Raw genomic sequence first — 19,903 nt, 5'->3', positions numbered from 1 at the left:
GGTGTTTGCGATCCATCTCTATCACCCAAGAGGAGAAATCAAAATGAGCAACAACGAAAAAAAAGTGCCGGTTCATAGCGACGACAAAGCCAGTCAGCATCCGGTGGCAACAGACCTTTGGCGACCCCTGGAAAAACTCCGGCAGCAGGTTGATCACCTGTTCGAAGACTTCAATCGCGGCTCGGGGCTGTCGCCATTCGGTCGCGGGCTGTTCGATGTCGAGCCGCTCTGGCGACGGGAACTGATCGGCCACAGCCTGCCTGCCGTGGACATCACCGAGAAAGACAATAGCTTCGAAATCACGGCTGAACTGCCTGGCATGGATCAGAAAAACATTGAGATCAAACTGTCCAACGGCAGCCTGATCATCAAGGGCGAAAAGAAAGAGGACAAGGAAGAAAAAAGGAAGGGCTATCACCTCAGCGAGCGTCACTACGGCTCCTTCGAGCGGGTGTTCAACTTGCCCAAGGGTGTCGATGCCGAGAAGATCGACGCGAGTTTCAGCAAGGGCGTGCTGAGCATCTCGCTGCCGAAAAAGCCCGAAGCCATGAAAGCGGATAAAGTCGTGCCAATCAAAGGCGACTGATTCTCAGGCTGCCCTGCCCCTGCCAGGAAGCCGGCGGGGCAGAGTTGAGGGCGTCTCGCAAATACTAAATCGCAGCCCAATCCAACTAAAAGAGGACGATAACAATTCCAATTAATGCCATTGACGCTTTGTTTCCTCCCACTGGATGTCTGATAGCCACTTATCAGCCATCGGAAAGAAAATACTCTCCTCAGCTTCCATATGATCGTAGTATTTCCTGATGAAGTCATCGATAGTGTCAGCGATCACTCTCCCCTCCTGAGTCGAGTCCTCCAACATCTTGAGCTGTCCAGCAATACGCTCAAATGCCAGATGATCTCGCTCGATATCCTTGACCCGTTGGTGGATCGGGGCTTCAGTCGCTAGCAAGGCCCGCCGAATAAGCTCTTCATTTTCATGATGGCGTCGCTCTGCATCACCATGCAAGGCTTCCAGCATCTTGAACAACTGCTTGAAGTCATCGGCACCAGCAGATTCATGCCTCACCCTACCCACCAATCCTTTGATCTGAGTAATTTTGGTAGCAACCTCATGATGATAAGCGTGCAGTTCATTAAGCAAGACGTTCATATCAAATCCTCACTACCACACCAACTATTGTAGAAAGACCATTATCAATCACCAACCGACAAGAGAAGTCCGCTCTAGACTGCCAGAACGCTGCAAGGCACCTGGTACAGGATATGTTCAGTCGTGCTGCCCAGAAGCTTGACCAGGCCGTGGTCTTGGACCCGGCCCATCACGATCACATCCACGTGATGCTTGTTGGCGAACTCGCTCAGCGCCGTAACAGGATGCCCTAGTACGAAATGCCTACGGTCAGCGGGAACACCGTACCGGCCGGCGAGCTTCAGGAACCATTCCTCCAACTTTTTGCGCCGCCATTTGGTCAGCTCCGACAGTTTCAAGCCACCGCCCAGTTCCTCCAGATAGTCTTGCGAAATGTCATAGGCATAAAGCAAATGCAATTGGGCATCACACTGGACCGCGAGACTGGAAGCCTGTTGGACGATATGGTCATTCAATTCTTTGTTTTCAGAGTCGCCCGCCGACGCATCAACCGCCGCCACGACCTTGCGCGGCGAGGCATGACGAACTCCGCCCACCAGATAAACCGGTATCGGACAGTGGCGCAGCAAGTGCCAGTCCAGCGGAGTGAAGAACGCGCGTTTGAGTGATGAGTCGTGTTGGATTTCCTTGATCAACAAGTTGGGCTGCAATTCCCTGACGTGATCGAGGATGTCTTGCTCCATGTCGTCAGCCCAAGCCAACGTGGTGGTCACCTCGATCCCTCTGTCATGGAGTTTTCTGGCCTGGTCCTTCAACCAGTCGCGATGGTCCTGCAGGTAACGCTCCCGAGCTGTTTCCCGATCGCCTTCTTCGAGCAGTGACAACAGTTTGAACGAAGGAATCAACGCTGTGATATGCAACTTGGCACCACTGGCCCTGGCCAGCGCAGCTGCATGGTCGATCGCCGGAGAATGGCGCAGGGCGAGGTGGGTGATGAGTAACAACCGTTGATACTGGCTCACGATCTGACTCCAGGCAGAGGGACTTCAACGCCTATCGCTGCTCATCGCAGGGCTCGGCCGTTGCGTCCACGCCGGATCAAGCACCAGCGTTAACTCAGGTTGCTCCGCTGGAATGTGACTGACGTTGATAAATATCAAATCACCCTGCTTTATCAATACCAATGGTGCGGAACTTCCCTTCTTCACACTGCCGAAAAGTACGAAGCCCCCACGCCAATGGTGGATTTACATCAAATGCCCAAGCCGGCATTCGGGTAAAAGTGCGCAAAGAATGTTCCGTTCGTCTATTACAACCCGCCATCCTGAGAATCCGGGGCGTGTCAGTCGTCACGCCGCCTATCCTTAGTGAAACCTCCCAATTGACCTCACTTCTCATGCCAGAAGTCCGCTCTCTGCAACCCCATTACCTGAAGGCTGCGTGCTCAAGCTGCAGTGTGATGGAGTTATGCCTGCCCATCGGCATGACCGGCCAGGAAGTCGAGCGTCTGGACACGTTGATAGTGCAGCGCTTCAAGGTCAAAAAAGGCGCGACGCTTTACCGTGCAGGCGATCCGTTGCGCTCGCTTTATGCGGTGCGAATCGGTTCCTTCAAGACCAGCGTCCTTTCGGTCGATGGTCGCGAGCAGGTCACTGGCTTTCAGATTCCTGGTGAAATGCTCGGCCTTGACGCTATTAGCACGGACCTACATGCGTGCAATGCGATTGCCCTTGAAGATAGCGAGGTCTGCCCCATCCACTTTGCTCACCTGGAAGAACTTGCCCATGAGCTGCCGTCCCTGCAGCACAATCTGAACAAGATTCTCAGCCGCGAAATCGTCCGCGATCACGACATGCTGATGATGCTGGGCAACATGAACTCGGACGAGCGTCTGGCAGCCTTTTTACTGAATCTGTCGCAACGCTTGAATATCCGTGGATATTCATCGACGGATTTCGTGTTGAAAATGCGCCGTGAGGAAATCGGCTCCTACCTGGGACTGCGCCTGGAAACCATTTGTCGTGGCATCGCACATCTGCGGGATCAAGCACTCGTGGAAGTTTCAGGCCGTGACGTCAAAATCCTTAATCTGGAAGGCCTCAAGCAGTTGATTGCCGGCTGCCATCGCCCTCCTGTCTGTTGATCCCGGTGAACCGGACATCATGATGCGCGTCATGGTTTTACACGCACCCGGTCAGCCGCTGCAACGGGAAGACCGGCCCATTCCAGCACCCAGTGCCAATCAACTATTGATCAAAGTCCTGGCCTGCGGTGTCTGCCGTACCGATTTACATCTGGTGGACGGTGAATTGCCTCAAGCGGTGCTGCCCCGGGTGCCGGGGCATGAAATCGTCGGTGAAGTCATGGCGGTCGGCACCCATGCAGACCCCGGGCGCATCGGCCAGCGGGTGGGGGTTCCCTGGCTAGGCTGGACGTGTGGTCAGTGCGCATTCTGTCAGACCGGTCGGGAAAACCTCTGCGATCAGGCCATGTTCACTGGATGTCATCTGGACGGTGGTTACGCCGAATACACCGTGGCTGACCAACGCTTTTGTTTTCCTATCCCTGGGTCCCTCTCCAATACCGAGGCCGCACCGTTGCTGTGTGCCGGGCTGATCGGCTTTCGTGCCTTGCAAATGGCACAAGGCGCACACCACCTTGGGTTTTATGGTTTTGGGGCCGCAGCGCATCTGGCCATTCAAGTCGCACGGGGACGAGGCCAGCAGGTGTACGCTTTCACTCGACCGGATGACACAGCAGGACAGGCATATGCCCGATCCTTGGGTGCGAAATGGTCCGGTTCGTCGGACCAGCCTCCTCCGCACCTGCTCGATGCCAGCCTGATTTTCGCTCCGGTCGGGGCGCTGGTACCGCTGGCGCTGGCCGTCACGGTCAAGGGGGGCTGCGTGATTTGCGCCGGCATTCACATGAGTGACATCCCGGCCTTTCCTTATCGGCTGCTATGGGGCGAGCGCAGCGTACGATCTGTGGCTAATCTGACCCGCGACGATGGCACAGCGTTTTTTAAAGAACTGCAACACACACCCGTACACTGCGACACCACCCAGTTTTCCCTTGACGATGCCAATCAGGCACTGACGCTGTTGCGTAGTGGTCAGTTCAACGGTGCGATCGTGCTTGTTCCGTGACACGCGACCTACCGGCTGGCGCTGATGACGGTGCTCGTTCAGGTGACTGAATGCCCATCACGGATCCCCCGCAGGGCAATCATTGCTTTGTCCCGAGTGCCGCCATGTATCGGGCGACGGATTCGGCATCGGCCTGGGAAAGTGCATGATCCACCGGCAACATCGGAGCACCGTTGGGGCGTTGCCCGGTCTGCTGCAGCACCATGATCTGATGGCTCATATAGCTGGCATGCTGGCCCGCCACCCGTGGAATCACCCCATTGCCCCCGCCGTCCTTCCCGTGGCAAGCGCTGCACGGTGGGATGCCCCTCTCAGGCAAGCCCTGGCGAAAGATCACTTCACCTCGCGCATCTGGCGTCCCGGTGTCAGCCTGCATGGCTCGCTGGCTCGCAAAATAGTCGGCCAGTTCGGCAATCTGAGTCTTGGTCAAATGGGACAATCCCCCCATGTACCGGCTGTCAGTTGCAGCGCTACGTCCATGGTTTTTGAAATCGGTCAGTTGCAACTGCAAATACTCGTTTTGCTGGCCCGCCAACTTGGGAAACATGGGCGAGACAGACTCCCCCGTCAGCCCATGGCACAGCGAACAAACGCTGTCCGCCATGGCGATCCCCGACAGAGTGGACGTTTGCTGGAGCGCCTCTTCGCGTGTACCCGTACAACCCATGAGCGTAGCCAGGCAAAGGGCCAGAACATGAGGTGCCCGATCCATATGCCGCAGGCTGGATACGTTCATGGCTGTTACCTCTGGCGTTGGCGGATCACTATCTTCGCCTGGGGGATTGCGCTCTTTATTGATAAATCTCAACCAATCCCCTGGGTCGCGGTGTAGAAATAATCAGGCAGAAGGACACAGAGGGTTGGTAGCGTTGGCGCCCGGTGTCAGAACCTGCGCAACGATCTTGAACGGGTGAGTGTCTGGTACGCCCCGAGCGCCCTGCCGCCGTCAGCAACCCACCCTTGGGGGATGAACTCATGAACTCACCTTCGCAGAAATGGCCGGATAAGCCCCGCGGCCAGCAACATCACGTAGACACGGCACACATAACCCCAGTGTTACGCCAATACGCTGAACCCCTGCCAGAGCTGGACTCCCCCGCTTTTGCCAAGCTGTTCGATCGCTACGCCGATGCACGTGTGGTGATGATCGGCGAAGCGAGCCATGGAACCCGCGATTTCTATCGAACCCGGGCGGCGATCACCCAGGGGCTGATCGAGCGGCACGGGTTCAATATCGTGGCAGTGGAAGCCGACTGGCCGGACGCCGGTCATGTCGACCAGTATGTCCGGGGGGTGGCGCATTCAGCCTGGAAGCGCCACATCTTCAGCCGCTTCCCGACCTGGATGTGGCGCAACAGCGAGGTTAAGGCATTCGCCCACTGGCTGCATCAGTACAATCACCAACAGGTCCCTGACCAGCGCGTCGAGTTTCGCGGCCTGGACGTCTACAGCTTGCGCAACTCCATTCATGAAGTGCTGGGCTATCTGGACCGGGTCGACCCGCGTCTGGCCCATGAAGCCCGGCGACGCTATGGCTGTTTGACGCCGTGGCAGGATGATCCGGCGCTGTACGGCCACTTCGTCGAACGTGGCGGTGTGATGCCCTGCGAACAGCCGGTGGTCGAGCAGCTCAATGCCATGCTGACTGAACAATTGGCCGGGCTCATCCGCGACGACGAAGCGTTCTTCAATGCGACGCAGAATGCACGGGTGGTGATGGCGGCGGAACAGTATTACCGGGCGATTTATCGAGGGTCGACGGCTTCCTGGAACCTGCGTGATCGGCACATGTTCGATACCTTGCGTGCGTTGCTCGAACACCGGGGCTCCCAAGCCAAGGCTGTGGTCTGGGCCCACAACTCCCATATCGGCAATGCGGCCGCCACGGAAATGGGCTGGAAGGGTCAGTTCAATATCGGTCAACTGTGCCGAAGCGCCCTTGGGCGCGATGTCGTGCTGATTGGCATGGCCACCGACCGAGGCCAGGTCGCTGCCGCCGATGACTGGGACGGCGAGATGTTGATCAAAGACGTCCGCCCTTCCCGACCGGACAGCTGGGAGCATCAGTTTCTCAAGGCCGGGGTGGCGGCGTCTCTGACCGACTGGCGAGACCCGCAGCGCAAAGTGCTGCGCAGCGTTCTGTCCGCGCCCTTGCTGGAACGGGCCATCGGAGTGATTTACCGCCCCGAAAGCGAGCGGTTCAGTCACTACTTCGAGTCGATGCTGGCCGAACAATTCGATGCCATGATCTGGATCGAGCAAACCACGCCGGTCACCGCGCTGCCCCTGCCGAAAACCCAGCAGCTGGAGCCGGAAGACGAAACCTATCCGTTTGGCGTGTAAGTCAACGTGCAGGACAAGTCGCCTGGCCAACCGGGGGATATCGTGACGCAGTTCCCGGGCTCGAACGACCGCCGCTAGACAGCCAAAACGCTGCACGCCACCTGATACAGGATATGTTCGGTCGTGCTGCCAAGGAACTTGTCCAGGCCGTGCGACTGGACCCTGCCCATCACAATCACATCCACATGCTGCTCATCGGCGAACGCATTCAACACCGCGACAGGGTGTCCCTCAATGAAGTGCCGCCGGTCAGCAGGCACGCCATAACGGTCGGCGAGCATGAGGAACGTTTTTTCATGTCCTTTACGTAACTGCCTGTCGAGGTCCGAAAGCGTCAGGCCTCCGCCTCCCGGATCTCCCAGATACAGGGTGGAAATGTCGCAGGCGTACAGCAAGTGCAACTCGGCCTCACACTGTATGGCGAGGCTGTAAGCCTGCTGGATGATCCGCTCATTGAGCTCGCTGTCCTGTGCCAGGGTATTGGAAGCGTCGACCGCCGCCACGACCTTGCGCGGCAAGGCATGGTCACCTTCGCCAAGCAGATAGACCGGTATCGGGCAATGACGCAGCAAGCGCCAGTCCAGCGGGGTGAAGAACGCGCGCTGCAGCGCTGACGCGTGCTGCACTTGCTTGATCAGCAGATCGGGCTGCATTTCTGCGACGTGATCGAGGATGTCGTGCTGCATGTCGTCGGTCCAGGCGACTTCTGAAGTCACCTCGATGCCGCTATCGCGCAGTTGACTCGCCTGATACTTCAACCAATCGCGATGGTCTTGCAGGTAACCTTCGCGAGCCTTTTCCCTATCGCCCTCTTCGAGCAGCGACAACAGTTTCCAGGAAGGGATCAAGGCGGCGACGTGCAAGCTGGCACCGCTGGCCTTGGCCAGGGCGGCAGCATGGTTCATGGCTTGAGATTGGCGCAGGGCCGGGTTGATGATCAGCAATAACCGTCGATACTGGCTCATGATCGGACTCCATGGGGTTTGCACGCTTGCCGCTGTCCGCGGGCCACTGTCGTGTTCGCCGCTGGATCAGGCACCTTCGTTGCAAATTCAGAATCCTCTGTCGAGACGGCCTTGGCGTTGATTTATGTCAACTGCTATTGATCAATGTCAATCGCGCCGGAGCCAAGCGGTCTACATTGACCGAAAACGCACGCGTAAGGTGCGGTGCCTGGCGACGGACAGGAGAAGACAATGACGATCCTACTGGCAAGTCAGAAATTGCGCCTGTATGACAACAATGAGCTCGATGATGTGCTGCAGGCGATGGCGCGCAAAGCCGCGACCCTGCTGCCCCCCGCTCACGCGGCACTGATTGGCATCCAACGCCGCGGCGAACCTCTGGCTCAACGGTTGCGCCAGCATATTGCGCATCAGACCGGCCAGCCGGAACTGCCTCTTTACCCTCTGAAGGTCAAGCGCTACGCCGACGACCTGCAAGTGCTGCATAGTTACACGCAATTGACCGAAAACCCGGCTCTGGGCAGTCTGGACCTGGCCAACACCACTTTGCTGGTGGTCGATGACGTGCTGTTCGAAGGCCATTCGCTGTTGCGTACTTGCGCGTATCTGGCACAACTGGGGGCTCGTCGGGTCTACACCGCAGTACTGGTCGACCGGCATACCTGTCAGCAGCCGATCCGCGCCGACATTGTCGGCGTGCATCTGCAAGTCGCTGCCACCGACATCGTCGAATGTAACGTGCCGCCCTTTGAACCGGAGTTTTGCATTGAAGTTGTGCGGCATGGCGCCGCCAGCTGACGGTGTACCCGCTCAAGGCCTAGCCTTGTCTCTCGGGCTTCAGGTCGGCGACGCGGCAAAAGGTCAGCGACACGTGCCACTGCAATGGCAATCGATCAGGCGTAGTTCATGAAAAAAAATCATCAGTGGAACCTGTCTTACTTCCTGGTCGCGTTTGTCGTGCTCAGCATGGTGCAAATGCTGTTCATTGAACGGCGTGTCGTGCAGAGCATTCCGTACAGCCAGTTCCTGCAATTGCTCAGCGAGCAAAAAGTCAGTGATTTGCAGATCGAGAAGGACCAGATCAGCGGCAAACTCAAGGAGCCGATTGACGGGCACAACCAGTTCTCGACCGTACGTGTCGACCCGACGCTGGCGACAGACCTCGCCCATTCGGGGGTCGGGTTTACGGGGGTCAACGAAAACACCTTCCTCGCCGGCCTGCTGGGCTGGCTTCTTCCCTTTGCCCTAATCATGGTGCTCTGGCACTTCCTGTTTCGCGGGCTGGCGGAAAAACAGGGTATGGGCGGGCTGATGAGCATCGGCAAGTCCCGGGCCAAGGTGTTCGTGCAGCGCGACACCGGGATCACCTTTGCTGATGTGGCAGGCATCGATGAAGCCAAGGCAGAACTGGTGGAGATTGTTTCGTTCCTCAAGGACAAGGAGAAATACGGACGCCTGGGTGCCCATATTCCCAAGGGCACGTTGCTGGTCGGCCCGCCGGGCACCGGCAAAACCCTGGTCGCCAAGGCCATCGCCGGTGAGGCCGGCGTACCATTTTTCTCGATCTCCGGTTCGGAATTTGTCGAGATGTTCGTCGGGGTCGGTGCCGCCCGTGTGCACGATCTGTTCGAGCAAGCGCGGCAGGCAGCGCCCTGCATCATTTTCATCGACGAACTGGACGCGCTGGGCAAAATGCGCGGCGTCGGCGCGTTCGGCGGCAATGACGAAAAAGAGCAGACCCTCAACCAGTTGCTGGCTGAACTGGACGGCTTCGACCCTCGTGAAGGCGTGGTGCTGCTGGCCGCGACCAACCGGCCGGAGGTGCTGGACCCTGCACTGCTCAGGGCCGGTCGCATCGACCGGCAGATTCTGGTCGATCGTCCTGACCGCAAGGGCCGCCAGGCGATCCTCAAGGTCCACCTTCAAAAGATCACCGTGGAACCAGGCCTCAATGGCGAGCGTATAGCCGACATTACCACGGGCTTCACCGGCGCCGACCTGGCCAACCTGGTCAACGAAGCGGCCATCGTGGCCACCCGCCGTGGCGCCGACGCGGTCAGTCTCGACGATTTCACCGCCGCCGTGGAACGCATTGTCGCCGGCGTTGAACGCAAGAGCAGCGTGCTGCGCCCGGAAGAGCGCCAAGTGGTGGCCTATCACGAGATGGGGCATGCCCTGGCCGCCAGCAGCCTGCCGGCCATGGACCCGGTGCACAAAGTCTCGATCGTGCCGCGTGCCATCGGCTCGCTGGGCTATACCCTGCAACGGCCGACCGAAGATCACTTTCTCATCAGTTGCCAAATGCTCAAGGACCGGATCGTGGTCCTGATGGCCGGGCGTGCTGCCGAATACCTTGCCTATGGCCAGATTTCCACCGGCGCGGCCGATGACCTGGCCCGCGCGACGGACATCGCCCGGCAATTTATCACCCGGTTTGGCATGAGCCCCGTACTCGGTCAATCGGTACTGGAGCGGCAAAGCGCAACCTACCTGGGTGAGCGCATGCAGGGTGGCGGTGAGAAAGACTACTCGGAACAAACGGCCAGGGAAGTCGACATCGGTATTCGTGCCTTGATCGAGGAGGCCTATGGACGGGCCAAGGCTTTGCTTGAAAGCCGACGCGCCGATCTGGACGCTGGTGCGCGGCTGCTGCTGGAAAGGGAAACCCTGACGCCTGAAGAGTTTCCCGCGCTCCTGCCACTCAAACCCGTTGCGTTATCCCCCCAGGTAACAGAGACCTCACCCTGAGGTTCTGTCACCTCCTCGATGCTTCTAGACCGCCATGACGCAGCAAGGGACCTGATACAGAATGTGTTCGGTCGTACTGCCCAATAGCTTGTCCATTCCGCCGGACTGGACCTTTCCCATCACGATCACATCGACATTCTGCTCATTGGCAAACTCGCTCAGCGCGGAAACGGGGTGTCCAATCACGAAGTGTCGATGATCGGCGGCCACTCCGTAATGGCTCGCCAACTTGAGGAAGTTCTTTTCCAGGTCCTTGCGCAACGCCTTGGTCAGCTCCGCAAGGGTCAGACCGTCCATGTCCGCCAGGTAACCCGCCGAAATGTTGCAGGCGTAGAGCAAATGCAGATCGGCACCACATTGCATGGCCAGGCCAGTGGCTTGCTGAATGATTCGCTCATTGAGTTCGTTGTCGGGCGATTCCTTATCGGACACCTCCACCGCGGCGACAATCTTGCTCGGCAATACGAAGCTGCTCGCGCCCACCAGGTATACAGGTATCGGGCAGTGGCGCAGCAGGTACCAGTCCAGGGGCGTGAAAAAGGCGCGCTTGAACAAGGATTCATGCTGAACCTCCTTGATCAGCAGGTCGGGCTGCATTTCCGCGACATGCGTCAGGATGTCTTGCCGCAGGTCGTCGGCCCATGCCACCTCGATCGTCACCTCCAGTCCCCGTGTACGCAAATTGTCGGTCTGCGCCTTGAGCCAGTCGCGGTGATCCTGCAGGTAGGCCTCACGCGCCGTTTCCCGGTCACCCTGTTCAAGAAAGGACAAAAGGTCCAGTGGCCCTATCAACCCTGCGATATGCAAACTGGCGCCGCTGGCCTTGGCCAGCGCGGCTGCATGATTGACTGCCGGGGAATGACGCAAGGCCGGGTCGATGATCAATAACAGCTTTCGGTACTGGCTCATGATCTGCCTCTACTCGGGTGAGTGTTCGATTGCGGCGGCTGCCACGGGCGTCCATTGCCAGTTCAGTACTTCCGGCATGTCCTGCCCATGTTCAATAAGGTAGAGCTTGTGTTTCTCCATGGTCGACCAGTAGCGCGACCGCGCGCTTTGCACCTGATCGTGCAGCCGGGGTACGCGTTCGATGACGTCCAGTGCCAACTGATAACGATCCAGGTTGTTGAGCACCGCCATATCGAACGGCGTGGTGGTCGCGCCCTCCTCGTTGAACCCGCGCACGTGGAAATTCTCGTGATTGGTGCGTTTGTAGATCAGTCGATGGATCAGCGCCGGGTAGCCGTGGAAGGCAAAAATCACCGGTTTGTCGCACGTAAACAACTCATCGAAAGTGCTGTCCGGCAGACCATGGGGGTGCTGGAACGACGATTGCAAAACCATCAGGTCCACGACATTGACCACCCGCACCCGCAAGTCCGGCACGTACTCGCGCAATAGGGTCACGGCGGCCAGTGTTTCCAGGGTCGGCACGTCACCAGCGCAGGCCATCACCACGTCCGGGTCGCCATCATCACGACACGCCCAGCTCCAGCGACCGATACCCGTCTGGCAGTGGCGGATGGCGGCATCGATATCCAGCCATTGCCATTCCGGTTGCTTGCCGGCGACGATGACATTGATGTAGTTGCGGCTTCGCAGGCAGTGGTCGGTCACGGACAGCAGGCAGTTGGCATCGGGTGGCAGGTAGATGCGTACCACGTCCGCCTTTTTATTGGCCACCAGATCGATGAACCCCGGGTCCTGGTGGGAGAACCCGTTATGGTCCTGACGCCAGACATGGGAGGTCAGCAAGTAATTGAGCGAAGCGACCGGTTTGCGCCATGGCACCTCGGCGGCGGTCTTCAGCCATTTGGCATGCTGGTTGACCATCGAATCGACGATATGGATGAAGGCCTCGTAACAGGACAGCAGACCATGGCGTCCGGTCAGCAAATAGCCCTCCAGCCAGCCTTCGCACACTTGTTCACTGAGGATCTCCATCACCCGGCCATCGGCTGCCAGATTGAGGTCGTCCGGCTCCAGCGGCTCCATCCAGGCCTTGGCGCTGACTTCATAGACGGCATCCAGCCGGTTCGAGGCGGTTTCATCCGGACCGAACATGCGAAAATTGCTGGCGCTCAGGTTGTTTTTCATCACGTCGCGCAAATAGGTGCCCATGACACGTGTGGCCTCCGCACGCAGGCTACCCGGCACTTCGCACGGCACGGCATAGTCGGTAAAGCGCGGTAGATCGAGCGCTCGCAACAGTACGCCACCGTTGGCATGGGGGTTGGCGCTCATGCGACGATGACCGGTCGGTGCCAACGCCGCCAGTTCAGGCAACAACGCACCGTTGGCATCGAACAGTTCGTCTGGGCGATAGCTGTTGAGCCATTCTTCCAGCTGGCACAGATGAGCCGGTTGCTGGAAATCGGCCAGCGGCACCTGATGCGCGCGCCAGGTGCCCTCGACTCGATGGCCATCGACGAACTTCGGACCGGTCCAACCTTTGGGGGTTCGTAACACCAGCATTGGCCACAGGGGCCGTTCCGGCGGTGCGGATTGCGAGGAGCGGCGCGCGTCGAGCTGGATGCCTCGAATCTTCAGGACCATGGTGTCCAGCGTCTGGGCCAGGGCCTGATGCACTTGCATCGGGTCGTCGCCTTCGACGAAATAGGGATCGTAGCCATAGCCATACAGCAGGGCTGACAGCTCATCCTCGCTGATTCTGGACAGTACGGTGGGGTTGGCGATCTTGTAGCCGTTAAGGTGCAGAATCGGCAAAACGGCGCCGTCACGCACCGGATTGAGGAACTTGTTGGAATGCCAACTGGCGGCCAGCGTGCCTGTTTCCGCCTCACCGTCACCGATGACGCAGGCGACGATCAGCTCCGGATTATCAAACGCGGCACCGTAGGCATGGGCCAGGCTGTAGCCAAGCTCGCCACCTTCATGGATCGATCCGGGAATTTGAGCCGATACATGGCTGGAAATGCCATAAGGCCACGAAAACTGCCGAAACAGGCGAACCAGGCCGTTGCTGTTGCACTCCACCGACGGACAGAACTCGGTGTACGTGCCTTCAAGGTAGGTCTGGGCGACCACCGCAGGGCCGCCATGACCGGGACCGGCGATGAAAATCATGTTCAGATCGTGCTGTTTGATCAAGCGATTGAGGTGGGTATAGATCAGGTTCAACCCGGGTGTCGTGCCCCAATGGCCAAGCAGGCGCGGCTTGATGTGCTCCAGGGACAACGGCAGCTTCAGCAGCGGGTTGTCCTTGAGGTAAATCTGCCCCACGGCCAGATAATTGGAGGCCCGCCAATAGGCATCCAGACCCTCCAGTTGCTCAGCATTCAGAAAGTCGCTCATGTCCTTCTCCGCCGCGGCCCAACCACTGATAGACGTCTTTGTGCCCCATTGCTCAGGATTGCAACATCTGGCCCGGCTTGATCGCCAACACGCTGCACGGCGCCCGATGCAACAACTGTTCGGCCGTGGTCCCCAGTAACTTGTCCAGGCCCTTGTTCTGAACCGTGCCCATGACAATCACATCGCAGTGGTGCTCGGCGGCGAACTCACAAATGCTCGGTACCGGCATGCCCTCCATGAAGTGGCGACATTCGGGTGGCACGCCATGGCGTTCGGCGATGGCCGCAAACGCCTCATTCTGAGCCACTCCCAACGCTTCATGAATTCCGGTGGCCAGCGGCAGTGCGCCAAAGCCCATGTCCTGGGTATACAAGGACGTCCAGTCAAACACGTGCAGCAGTTCCAGCCGGGCATCGCAGACCTCGGCCAACTTCACGGCGGCGTCGATGATCTGGTCATTGAATTCATGATCCTGCTCTTCACTGCGCAGCACATCGATGATCGCCAACACATTGCGTGGACGCGGGTTGAGCGCATGGGTCACCAGATGCACCGGTACCGGACAGTCGCGCAACAGTTGCCAATCCAGCGGCGTGAAAAATACCCGTTTCAAGGCCGGTTCTTCCTGCGCATCCTTGATGATCAGCGCCAGCGGCATCTCATTGACGAATTGCACAATCTCCTCGTAGGGGTGCTGGACCCACACCACTTCGCTGGTGACCTGGATGCCGAGTTTACTCATCGACCCGGTTTGCTCCGTCAACCATTGCCGATGGGCTTGCAGGTAGCCTTCAAGGGCCTGGCTGATCTGCTCGGGGGCAAAGAAGCCGGCCACCGCCAGGGCCTGGACATAATCAAACGCCACAATGTGCAAGGGCAATTGCAGGGCATGCGCCAATGCGGCAGCCCGGTCGAATGCCGGTGTACGGGTCATGGCTTGGGGAGCAATCAACAGTAAGCGCTGGAGTTGCGACATGGAACACCTCGGCATGCGGACAATGGCATGGAACAGGCCTTCAGAATGAGCGCGTCACATTCAGCCGACTTGATATTTGTCAGTTATCGGTGAGCCGCGCTCAGATGAGCACGAGGCGACTGGCCAAGACGCGTGTCACCGCATGTCGGGCGCCATTGTCATTGCCCCTCTGTTTGACAAAGATCAAGCCCCGTTCCAGGGCCGGACGCAAGATAAAGAAATGCCGTGCAGCGTCTGGGTGGTTTCGCCGCAAGTATTGGATGATTGACCAGCACCGCGATCAGGCTGCTCACGCTGGCGGTGGCAGCGAACACAGGGTACGGCTACCGGTCCAGGCATCCTGTTTGCGGCGTTCAGTTCTGATCCAGATCATGTTCGCCAGAGGCCAACAGTGTAGAAACAAGTGAACCGCGTCGTTCATCACTGCGCGCCCACCCTTGATACCGGACGGAGGATCGCCCGATGTTCACTGTCAAAAATCATCATTATCGGGCTGCTGAAGCCTGTGCCAAAGTCAAAGGCCAATACTGGATCGAAACCCTTCAGGATGGCGGTCACGTGTTGATCCGGCAGTTGACGGATAAAGACCGCGAGCGTGAATACGCCTTCATCAAACGTCTGTCCCCCGAGTCCCGGCACATGCGCTTTCTCTCGCGGGTCAACGAACCTCAAAAAGCCATGGCTGGCCCCAGGTTGGACATCGATAGCAAACAGCGCATGGCGTACATCGCACTGGTTCACGAGGATGGCCAACTGATCGAGATTGGCGTCAGCCGCTATGGCGCCACGGACGAGCACAAATGTGAATGTACCGTGACAGTCGCCGAAGAATGGAAGCAGCTGGGATTGGGTACGCTACTGATGGAACATTTGATCACGGCCGCGCGCAAGAATGCTTTCCACCACATTTACGCGGTTGACGAATCCAGCAATGCGCCCATGCGCGCCCTGGCCAGATCCCTGGGCTTCGAGACGCGCGACGATCCCTTCGAAACCCGCAAGGTCGTTCACCTCCTGTACCTGTAATCATCCTGCCCGCCCTTTTGGCCCGAGACTTCGATCGGCATTGATCTTTCAGATCACCCCGCTGCCGCCATTGCCTAAAAATGACTTGAGCCCGCTCAGCAAGCGGGGGCGATTGCTTCCATCCGCGAAACCTTTCCGTTTGGCGTGTGAATGGTTCAAGGCTCACCATGCCTATGGATGGCGACCTTGCAGATGGGTTTCAAACCAGTCGCCAGCCAGCCTGGCGACTTCTTCAAGGGTTCCGGGCTCTTCGAAAAGATGCGTAGCGCCCGCCACCACGTCCAGACGCTGCTCGCAGCGCAAGGCATGACTGCTTCGCTGATTCAATTCGAGCACCACCAGATCCCGTGCGCCGACTATCTGCAAGGTAGGCGCCCTGACTTGCGACAGCGCCGCTCCCGCCATGTCGGTTCGCCCTCCCCGGCTGACCACTGCTTGAACCACGTTCGCACGCGCGGCGGCGGCCAACAGCGCCGCAGCCGCACCGGTGCTGGCACCGAACAGACCGATTTGCAGCGAGCGCAAATCCGCGTCCCGGCCTACCCAATCGATCACCTCCACCAGCCGCCCGGCAAGCAAGTCGATATCGAACCGTAGCTCGCCGGTGAGGTTATCCAGGCGTTGCTCTGGCTCCGTAAGCAGGTCGAACAACAGCGACCCCAGCCCCCGTCCGGCCAGCAACTGCGCGACAAACTGATTACGCGGGCTCAAACGGCCACTGCCGCTGCCATGTACGAAGATCACCAGACCGTCAGCATGGAGCGGCAGCCGTAAATCGGCGGATAACTCAACGTCTCGCAAGTCCAGCTGTCGAGATTGAGGCTCAATCATCGAGAGGCTCCTGAGAGGAGGAATCGCTGGCGGCTTCTCGCAGCCAGGCCCGCTGCAACAAATCATTCACTTCTTCATCCGAGGTCTGGGGGAAGTGCAAGTACCAATAACCGATCGACATCATCCATTCAGGCATGAGTGGGCAGATCACCTCATCGACTTCGAAGCTCAGCGTCTCCACCGTTTCCAGTGGCGCAACCGGCACGGCAACGACGATGCGAGCAGGTGCTTGCATGCGCACCGCGCGGATTGCCGCCATCATCGAGGCGCCCGTCGCGAGGCCGTCATCGACCAGGATCACTACCTGATCCTTGAGCTGCAAGGGTGGCCGGGCGCCCCGGTAGAGCTGCTCGCGCCGCTGCAATTCCCGTGTTTCGCGCTCGACCACCGTCTCAAATGCGGCCGGGGAAATCGGGTGAGCCCGCAGCGCTTCTTCATTTCGGATCTGGACACCGCCACTGGCAATGGCGCCCATGGCGAACTCCGGGTTGGACGGCACACCCAGTTTGCGCACCAGCATCAGGTCCAGGCGCACGCCCAGGGCCTTGACCACTTGATAGGCAACCGGCACGCCGCCACGGGGCAAGGCCAGGACGATGACATCGTTTCGATGCGCGTATTTGAGCAAGGGTTCCACCAGACGACGACCGGCTTCGGAGCGGTCCTGCAAAGTGGTGTGCAATGAGGGACTTTGAGTCATGGAGAGTCTCCATCGGCGATGACGGCCGAGGTTACGTTACACATCGCCTTGCAGCGTTCTAGACCGCCAGAACGCTGCAAGGCACCTGGTACAGAATGTGTTCGGTCGTGCTGCCCAGCAGCTTCTCCAGACCGTGGTACTGGACTCTGCCCATCACGATCACATCCACTTGCTGCTCGTTGGCAAAATCGCTCAGCGCCGAGACCGGGGGACCGAGAATAAAGTGACGACGATCAGAAGGTACGCCGTACCGGCTGGCCAATTTGATGAACGATTGCTCCTCGGTTGTGCGTAACTCTTTGGTGATGTCTGAAAGCGCCAGCCCCCCCATGTCGGCCAGATAGAACCCCGAAAGATCACAGGCATACAGCAGGTGCAACTCGGCATCACATTGCAACGCCAGGCGGGTGGCTTGCTGAATGATCCGATCATTGAGTTCGGTGTTTGAAGACTCGGTATCTGAAGCGTCAACCGCCGCCACGACCTTGCGCGGCAAGGCATGGCCACCGCCGCCCACCAGATAGACCGGTATCGGGCTGTGGCGTAACAAATGCCAGTCCAGTGGGGTAAAGAACGCGCGTTTAAGCGCTGATTCGTGCTGCACTTCCTTGATCAGCAGGTCGGGCTGCATTTCAGCGACGCGATCAAGAATGTCTTGCTCCATGTCATCGGCCCACGTCACCTCCGACGTTATGTCGAGCCCGAGAGCGTGGAGTTTGGCTGCCTGGTTCTTCAGCCAGTCGCGATGGTCCTGACGATAGCTTTCCAGGGCCTTTTCCTGCTCGTCTTCCTCAAGCAGTGACAGTATCTTCAACGGCCTTATAAACGCAGCGATATGCAAGCTCGCGCCGCTGGCCTTGGCCAGGGCCGCCGCATGGTTTATCGCTGGGGAATGGCGCAGGTCCGGGTTGATGATGAGTAACAAGCGTTGATATTGGCTCATGATCTGACTCCAGACAGGTGGAACTCGACGCGCCGGATCAGACGCCAGCGTTTGATTCAGAGTCCTCCGTTGATGTCGCCCTGGCGTTGATTTATATCAAATCCCTGCGCAAGACCGATCAATGGACTAACGCCGCTCATGGATTGAAATTTCATTTCTCCGTACTTGATCAATATCAATAGGGCCGAGCCGAGCGGGATTACGTTGGCAGTGGCACCGCACTTTTTTGCGGTCCATCGGTTTCCACTGGAGACGGCTATTTCGAGGGCCATTCCCTCCTGCGCACCTGTGCCTATTTGGCGCAACTGGGCGCTCGTCGGGTCTACACTGCGGTACTGGTTGACCGGCATGTCTGTCAGCAGCCGATCCATGCCGACATTATCGGCGTGCATCTGCAAGTGGCCGCCCATGACATCGTCGAATGCAACGTCCCGCCCTACGAAATGGAGTTCTGCATTGAGGTGTTACGTCAGGGTGCTGCCCGATGACGGCGCAACTGTTCGACAAGCCTCAAAGGAGCCAATGCATGCTCACTGACCGCCCGCTTCTTTTTGCCCTGCAAGGCAGTGAGCAGTATGCAACCCGCGTCGCGCAGCGGCTTGGCTGCCAACTGGCTCTTCATGAAGAACGCAACTATGAAGATGGCGAGCATAAATGCCGACCGCTCACGACGGTTAACGGTCGCGAGGTCGTGGTGTTCCATTCTTTGTATGGGGATGACCGGCAGAGCGCTAACGATAAGTTGTGTCGCCTGTTGTTCTTTTGCGGAGCACTCAAGGATGCCGGCGCTCGCCATGTGCTGGTCGTAACACCCTACCTCTGTTACGGACGCAAAGATCGTCGCAGCCAACCTCAAGACCCAACGATCACCCGCTACCTGGCGACCCTGTTTGAAGCCTGCCACGTTGATCGTCTGGTTGCCCTGGAAGTGCATAACCCAGCAGCGTTCGACAATGCCTTTCGCATTCCGACCTGGAACTTGCAGTGCATAGAATTATTCGCCGAGCATTTCGCCAGGGTCGTCGGTGACGCAGACGTGGTGGCGGTGTCCCCGGACTCCGGGGGTGCCAAGCGTGCCGAACAGTTTCGTCAGGCCCTCGAACGACAACTGGGACGCTCAGTGGGCAGTGCGCTGATGGAAAAGCACCGCGCTCACGCGACGCTGACGGGCACCCTCTTGGTTGGCGACGTATCGGGGAAGACAGCCATTGTTTTCGACGACCTGATCAGTACCGGTGAAACGCTGAAGCATGCCGGCCTCGCCTGTCAAAAGGGTGGAGCCACCCGATTGTTTGCAGCGGCGACCCATGGTTTGTTCACTGCGGGCAGCCAGCTGTTCGACCAGCCGCTTTTCGAGCACATTGCGATCTCTGACAGCGTGCCCGCCTTTCGTCTGCCCCCCGAGTGCGTGGCGCAGCACGTGCACGTACTCGACAGCACCGCCCTGATAGCCACCCTGCTGGCTGAAAATGGAGCATTCGATACCGTCTGAGCAGATGAAGCCGCCGATCAGAGACCATGGGGAGTGCCTGACGTTGAAAAAGATGAAACTCAACACAGCATTCACACTGTTGGAGCCAGGCCCGGTGGTCTTCGTCACCACCCGTGGGGTGTAGCAATCCACGGGCCGCGTTGCAGCGACCGAGTTGGAAAAGATTTAGCCTTGGATGGCGCCGGGAATGGGCCCGACAGAGTTCATCGGCAGGCATTCTGCCGGGTGTTCATCGCACAAGGCGGCATAGAGTTCCACCCTTACCCACTCCATTGCGATCTCCCCCAGATAGACCGGCACGCCAGCACAAGCGGTGCGG

18 protein-coding genes and 1 pseudogene are annotated in these 19,903 nt (G+C 58.6%); 9 read left to right on the top strand and 10 right to left on the bottom strand.

All coding sequences use genetic code 11. The annotated features are described in order from the left end of the window. Positions 1–43: 43 nt before the first annotated feature. Positions 44–586 (top strand): Hsp20/alpha crystallin family protein, encoded by a 543-nt coding sequence (locus ELQ88_RS16620; RefSeq protein WP_138966393.1) that lies wholly within the window; start codon positions 44–46, stop codon positions 584–586. A gap of 111 nt (positions 587–697) precedes the next feature. Here ELQ88_RS16620 and ELQ88_RS16615 read toward each other — a convergent pair whose 3' ends face one another. Together ELQ88_RS16615 and ELQ88_RS16610 are read right to left on the bottom strand one after the other, a co-directional pair. Continuing rightward, the gene (locus tag ELQ88_RS16615; protein ID WP_138966391.1) at positions 698–1,156 is read right to left on the bottom strand and encodes a hemerythrin domain-containing protein; all 459 of its coding nucleotides are present in this window, start codon (positions 1,154–1,156) and stop codon (positions 698–700) included. A 74-nt stretch (positions 1,157–1,230) separates the two neighbouring features. Then, the gene (locus ELQ88_RS16610; protein ID WP_138966389.1) at positions 1,231–2,118 is read right to left on the bottom strand and encodes a universal stress protein; all 888 of its coding nucleotides are present in this window, start codon (positions 2,116–2,118) and stop codon (positions 1,231–1,233) included. A 374-nt stretch (positions 2,119–2,492) separates the two neighbouring features. Between ELQ88_RS16610 and fnr the strand changes: the two genes are divergently transcribed. Then, positions 2,493–3,239: a fumarate/nitrate reduction transcriptional regulator Fnr gene (gene fnr / locus ELQ88_RS16605; RefSeq protein WP_128873514.1), complete on the top strand. Its 747-nt coding sequence runs from the start codon at positions 2,493–2,495 to the stop codon at positions 3,237–3,239. A gap of 22 nt (positions 3,240–3,261) precedes the next feature. Beyond that, positions 3,262–4,245 (top strand): zinc-dependent alcohol dehydrogenase family protein, encoded by a 984-nt coding sequence (locus ELQ88_RS16600; protein WP_128873439.1) that lies wholly within the window; start codon positions 3,262–3,264, stop codon positions 4,243–4,245. 79 nt (positions 4,246–4,324) lie between these two features. Here the strand turns inward: ELQ88_RS16600 and ELQ88_RS16595 are convergent, their stop codons facing one another. Then, positions 4,325–4,981 carry a c-type cytochrome gene (locus tag ELQ88_RS16595; protein WP_138966387.1) on the bottom strand — a complete coding sequence of 219 codons (657 nt, stop codon included), beginning with the start codon at positions 4,979–4,981 and terminating at the stop codon, positions 4,325–4,327. Positions 4,982–5,220: 239 nt separating this feature from the next. On the opposite strand from ELQ88_RS16595, the gene ELQ88_RS16590 reads away from it, so the two are divergent. Then, a complete protein-coding gene (locus tag ELQ88_RS16590; RefSeq protein WP_138966386.1) occupies positions 5,221–6,588 on the top strand; it encodes an erythromycin esterase family protein in 1,368 nt (455 codons plus the stop codon). A gap of 74 nt (positions 6,589–6,662) precedes the next feature. Here ELQ88_RS16590 and ELQ88_RS16585 read toward each other — a convergent pair whose 3' ends face one another. Beyond that, positions 6,663–7,553: a universal stress protein gene (locus ELQ88_RS16585; RefSeq protein ID WP_138966384.1), complete on the bottom strand. Its 891-nt coding sequence runs from the start codon at positions 7,551–7,553 to the stop codon at positions 6,663–6,665. A gap of 231 nt (positions 7,554–7,784) precedes the next feature. Between ELQ88_RS16585 and ELQ88_RS16580 the strand changes: the two genes are divergently transcribed. Both ELQ88_RS16580 and ftsH read left to right on the top strand, forming a co-directional pair. Then, a complete protein-coding gene (locus ELQ88_RS16580; RefSeq protein ID WP_138966382.1) occupies positions 7,785–8,351 on the top strand; it encodes a phosphoribosyltransferase family protein in 567 nt (188 codons plus the stop codon). Between the two features lie 108 nt (positions 8,352–8,459). Continuing rightward, entirely contained in the window at positions 8,460–10,301 is a 1,842-nt protein-coding gene (gene ftsH, locus ELQ88_RS16575; RefSeq protein ID WP_138966380.1) for an ATP-dependent zinc metalloprotease FtsH, read from the top strand. Positions 10,302–10,325: 24 nt separating this feature from the next. Here the strand turns inward: ftsH and ELQ88_RS16570 are convergent, their stop codons facing one another. From ELQ88_RS16570 to ELQ88_RS16560, 3 genes are read right to left on the bottom strand one after another with little or no spacing between them, the layout of a single operon-like run. After that, positions 10,326–11,210: a universal stress protein gene (locus tag ELQ88_RS16570; RefSeq protein ID WP_138966378.1), complete on the bottom strand. Its 885-nt coding sequence runs from the start codon at positions 11,208–11,210 to the stop codon at positions 10,326–10,328. Positions 11,211–11,219: 9 nt separating this feature from the next. Continuing rightward, positions 11,220–13,616, bottom strand: coding sequence for a phosphoketolase family protein (locus ELQ88_RS16565; protein ID WP_138966377.1), 2,397 nt, complete (start codon positions 13,614–13,616; stop codon positions 11,220–11,222). A gap of 52 nt (positions 13,617–13,668) precedes the next feature. Next, complete coding sequence (locus ELQ88_RS16560; protein ID WP_138966375.1) at positions 13,669–14,592, bottom strand: universal stress protein; 924 nt, start codon at positions 14,590–14,592, stop codon at positions 13,669–13,671. A 462-nt stretch (positions 14,593–15,054) separates the two neighbouring features. Here ELQ88_RS16560 and ELQ88_RS16555 point away from each other — a divergent pair, with 462 nt between their 5' ends. Continuing rightward, positions 15,055–15,618, top strand: a complete 564-nt coding sequence (locus tag ELQ88_RS16555; protein WP_138966373.1) for a GNAT family N-acetyltransferase — start codon at positions 15,055–15,057, stop codon at positions 15,616–15,618. A gap of 171 nt (positions 15,619–15,789) precedes the next feature. Here ELQ88_RS16555 and ELQ88_RS16550 read toward each other — a convergent pair whose 3' ends face one another. Genes ELQ88_RS16550 through ELQ88_RS16540 form a run of 3 tightly spaced genes read right to left on the bottom strand, consistent with a single transcriptional unit; the run spans position 15,790 to position 18,092 of the window. Next, positions 15,790–16,449: an alpha/beta hydrolase gene (locus ELQ88_RS16550; RefSeq protein ID WP_138966371.1), complete on the bottom strand. Its 660-nt coding sequence runs from the start codon at positions 16,447–16,449 to the stop codon at positions 15,790–15,792. Continuing rightward, a complete protein-coding gene (locus ELQ88_RS16545; RefSeq protein WP_138966369.1) occupies positions 16,442–17,149 on the bottom strand; it encodes a phosphoribosyltransferase in 708 nt (235 codons plus the stop codon). The genes ELQ88_RS16550 and ELQ88_RS16545 overlap by 8 nt, the downstream gene beginning before the upstream one ends. A gap of 58 nt (positions 17,150–17,207) precedes the next feature. Beyond that, a complete protein-coding gene (locus ELQ88_RS16540) occupies positions 17,208–18,092 on the bottom strand; it encodes a universal stress protein (RefSeq protein WP_138966367.1) in 885 nt (294 codons plus the stop codon). A gap of 260 nt (positions 18,093–18,352) precedes the next feature. Between ELQ88_RS16540 and ELQ88_RS34675 the strand changes: the two are divergent. Together ELQ88_RS34675 and prs are read left to right on the top strand one after the other, a co-directional pair. Then, positions 18,353–18,580, top strand: a pseudogene (locus tag ELQ88_RS34675) (phosphoribosyltransferase); the annotation flags it as partial. Between the two features lie 38 nt (positions 18,581–18,618). Further along, positions 18,619–19,584 carry a ribose-phosphate diphosphokinase gene (gene prs / locus ELQ88_RS16530; protein ID WP_138966365.1) on the top strand — a complete coding sequence of 322 codons (966 nt, stop codon included), beginning with the start codon at positions 18,619–18,621 and terminating at the stop codon, positions 19,582–19,584. The last annotated feature ends 319 nt before the right edge of the window (positions 19,585–19,903 follow it).

Source organism: Pseudomonas sp. MPC6 (assembly GCF_006094435.1).
Classification (GTDB): domain Bacteria; phylum Pseudomonadota; class Gammaproteobacteria; order Pseudomonadales; family Pseudomonadaceae; genus Aquipseudomonas.
The sequence above is the reverse complement of the archived record's forward strand: the minus strand, read 5'-3'. Positions and strand labels throughout refer to the sequence as shown.

Bases quoted from the DNA above. Each gene is read 5' to 3' on its own strand.
- prs (WP_138966365.1), top strand. From the start codon at position 18,619: ATGCTCACTGACCGCCCGCTTCTTTTTGCCCTGCAAGGCAGTGAGCAG.
- ELQ88_RS16565 (WP_138966377.1), bottom strand. From the start codon at position 13,616: ATGAGCGACTTTCTGAATGCTGAGCAACTGGAGGGTCTGGATGCCTAT.
- ELQ88_RS16600 (WP_128873439.1), top strand. From the start codon at position 3,262: ATGCGCGTCATGGTTTTACACGCACCCGGTCAGCCGCTGCAACGGGAA.
- ELQ88_RS16540 (WP_138966367.1), bottom strand. From the start codon at position 18,092: ATGAGCCAATATCAACGCTTGTTACTCATCATCAACCCGGACCTGCGC.
- ELQ88_RS16590 (WP_138966386.1), top strand. From the start codon at position 5,221: ATGAACTCACCTTCGCAGAAATGGCCGGATAAGCCCCGCGGCCAGCAA.
- ELQ88_RS16585 (WP_138966384.1), bottom strand. From the start codon at position 7,553: ATGAGCCAGTATCGACGGTTATTGCTGATCATCAACCCGGCCCTGCGC.
- fnr (WP_128873514.1), top strand. From the start codon at position 2,493: ATGCCAGAAGTCCGCTCTCTGCAACCCCATTACCTGAAGGCTGCGTGC.
- ELQ88_RS16580 (WP_138966382.1), top strand. From the start codon at position 7,785: ATGACGATCCTACTGGCAAGTCAGAAATTGCGCCTGTATGACAACAAT.
- ftsH (WP_138966380.1), top strand. From the start codon at position 8,460: ATGAAAAAAAATCATCAGTGGAACCTGTCTTACTTCCTGGTCGCGTTT.
- ELQ88_RS16550 (WP_138966371.1), bottom strand. From the start codon at position 16,449: ATGATTGAGCCTCAATCTCGACAGCTGGACTTGCGAGACGTTGAGTTA.
- ELQ88_RS16615 (WP_138966391.1), bottom strand. From the start codon at position 1,156: ATGAACGTCTTGCTTAATGAACTGCACGCTTATCATCATGAGGTTGCT.
- ELQ88_RS16555 (WP_138966373.1), top strand. From the start codon at position 15,055: ATGTTCACTGTCAAAAATCATCATTATCGGGCTGCTGAAGCCTGTGCC.
- ELQ88_RS16570 (WP_138966378.1), bottom strand. From the start codon at position 11,210: ATGAGCCAGTACCGAAAGCTGTTATTGATCATCGACCCGGCCTTGCGT.
- ELQ88_RS16545 (WP_138966369.1), bottom strand. From the start codon at position 17,149: ATGACTCAAAGTCCCTCATTGCACACCACTTTGCAGGACCGCTCCGAA.
- ELQ88_RS16620 (WP_138966393.1), top strand. From the start codon at position 44: ATGAGCAACAACGAAAAAAAAGTGCCGGTTCATAGCGACGACAAAGCC.
- ELQ88_RS16595 (WP_138966387.1), bottom strand. From the start codon at position 4,981: ATGAACGTATCCAGCCTGCGGCATATGGATCGGGCACCTCATGTTCTG.
- ELQ88_RS16560 (WP_138966375.1), bottom strand. From the start codon at position 14,592: ATGTCGCAACTCCAGCGCTTACTGTTGATTGCTCCCCAAGCCATGACC.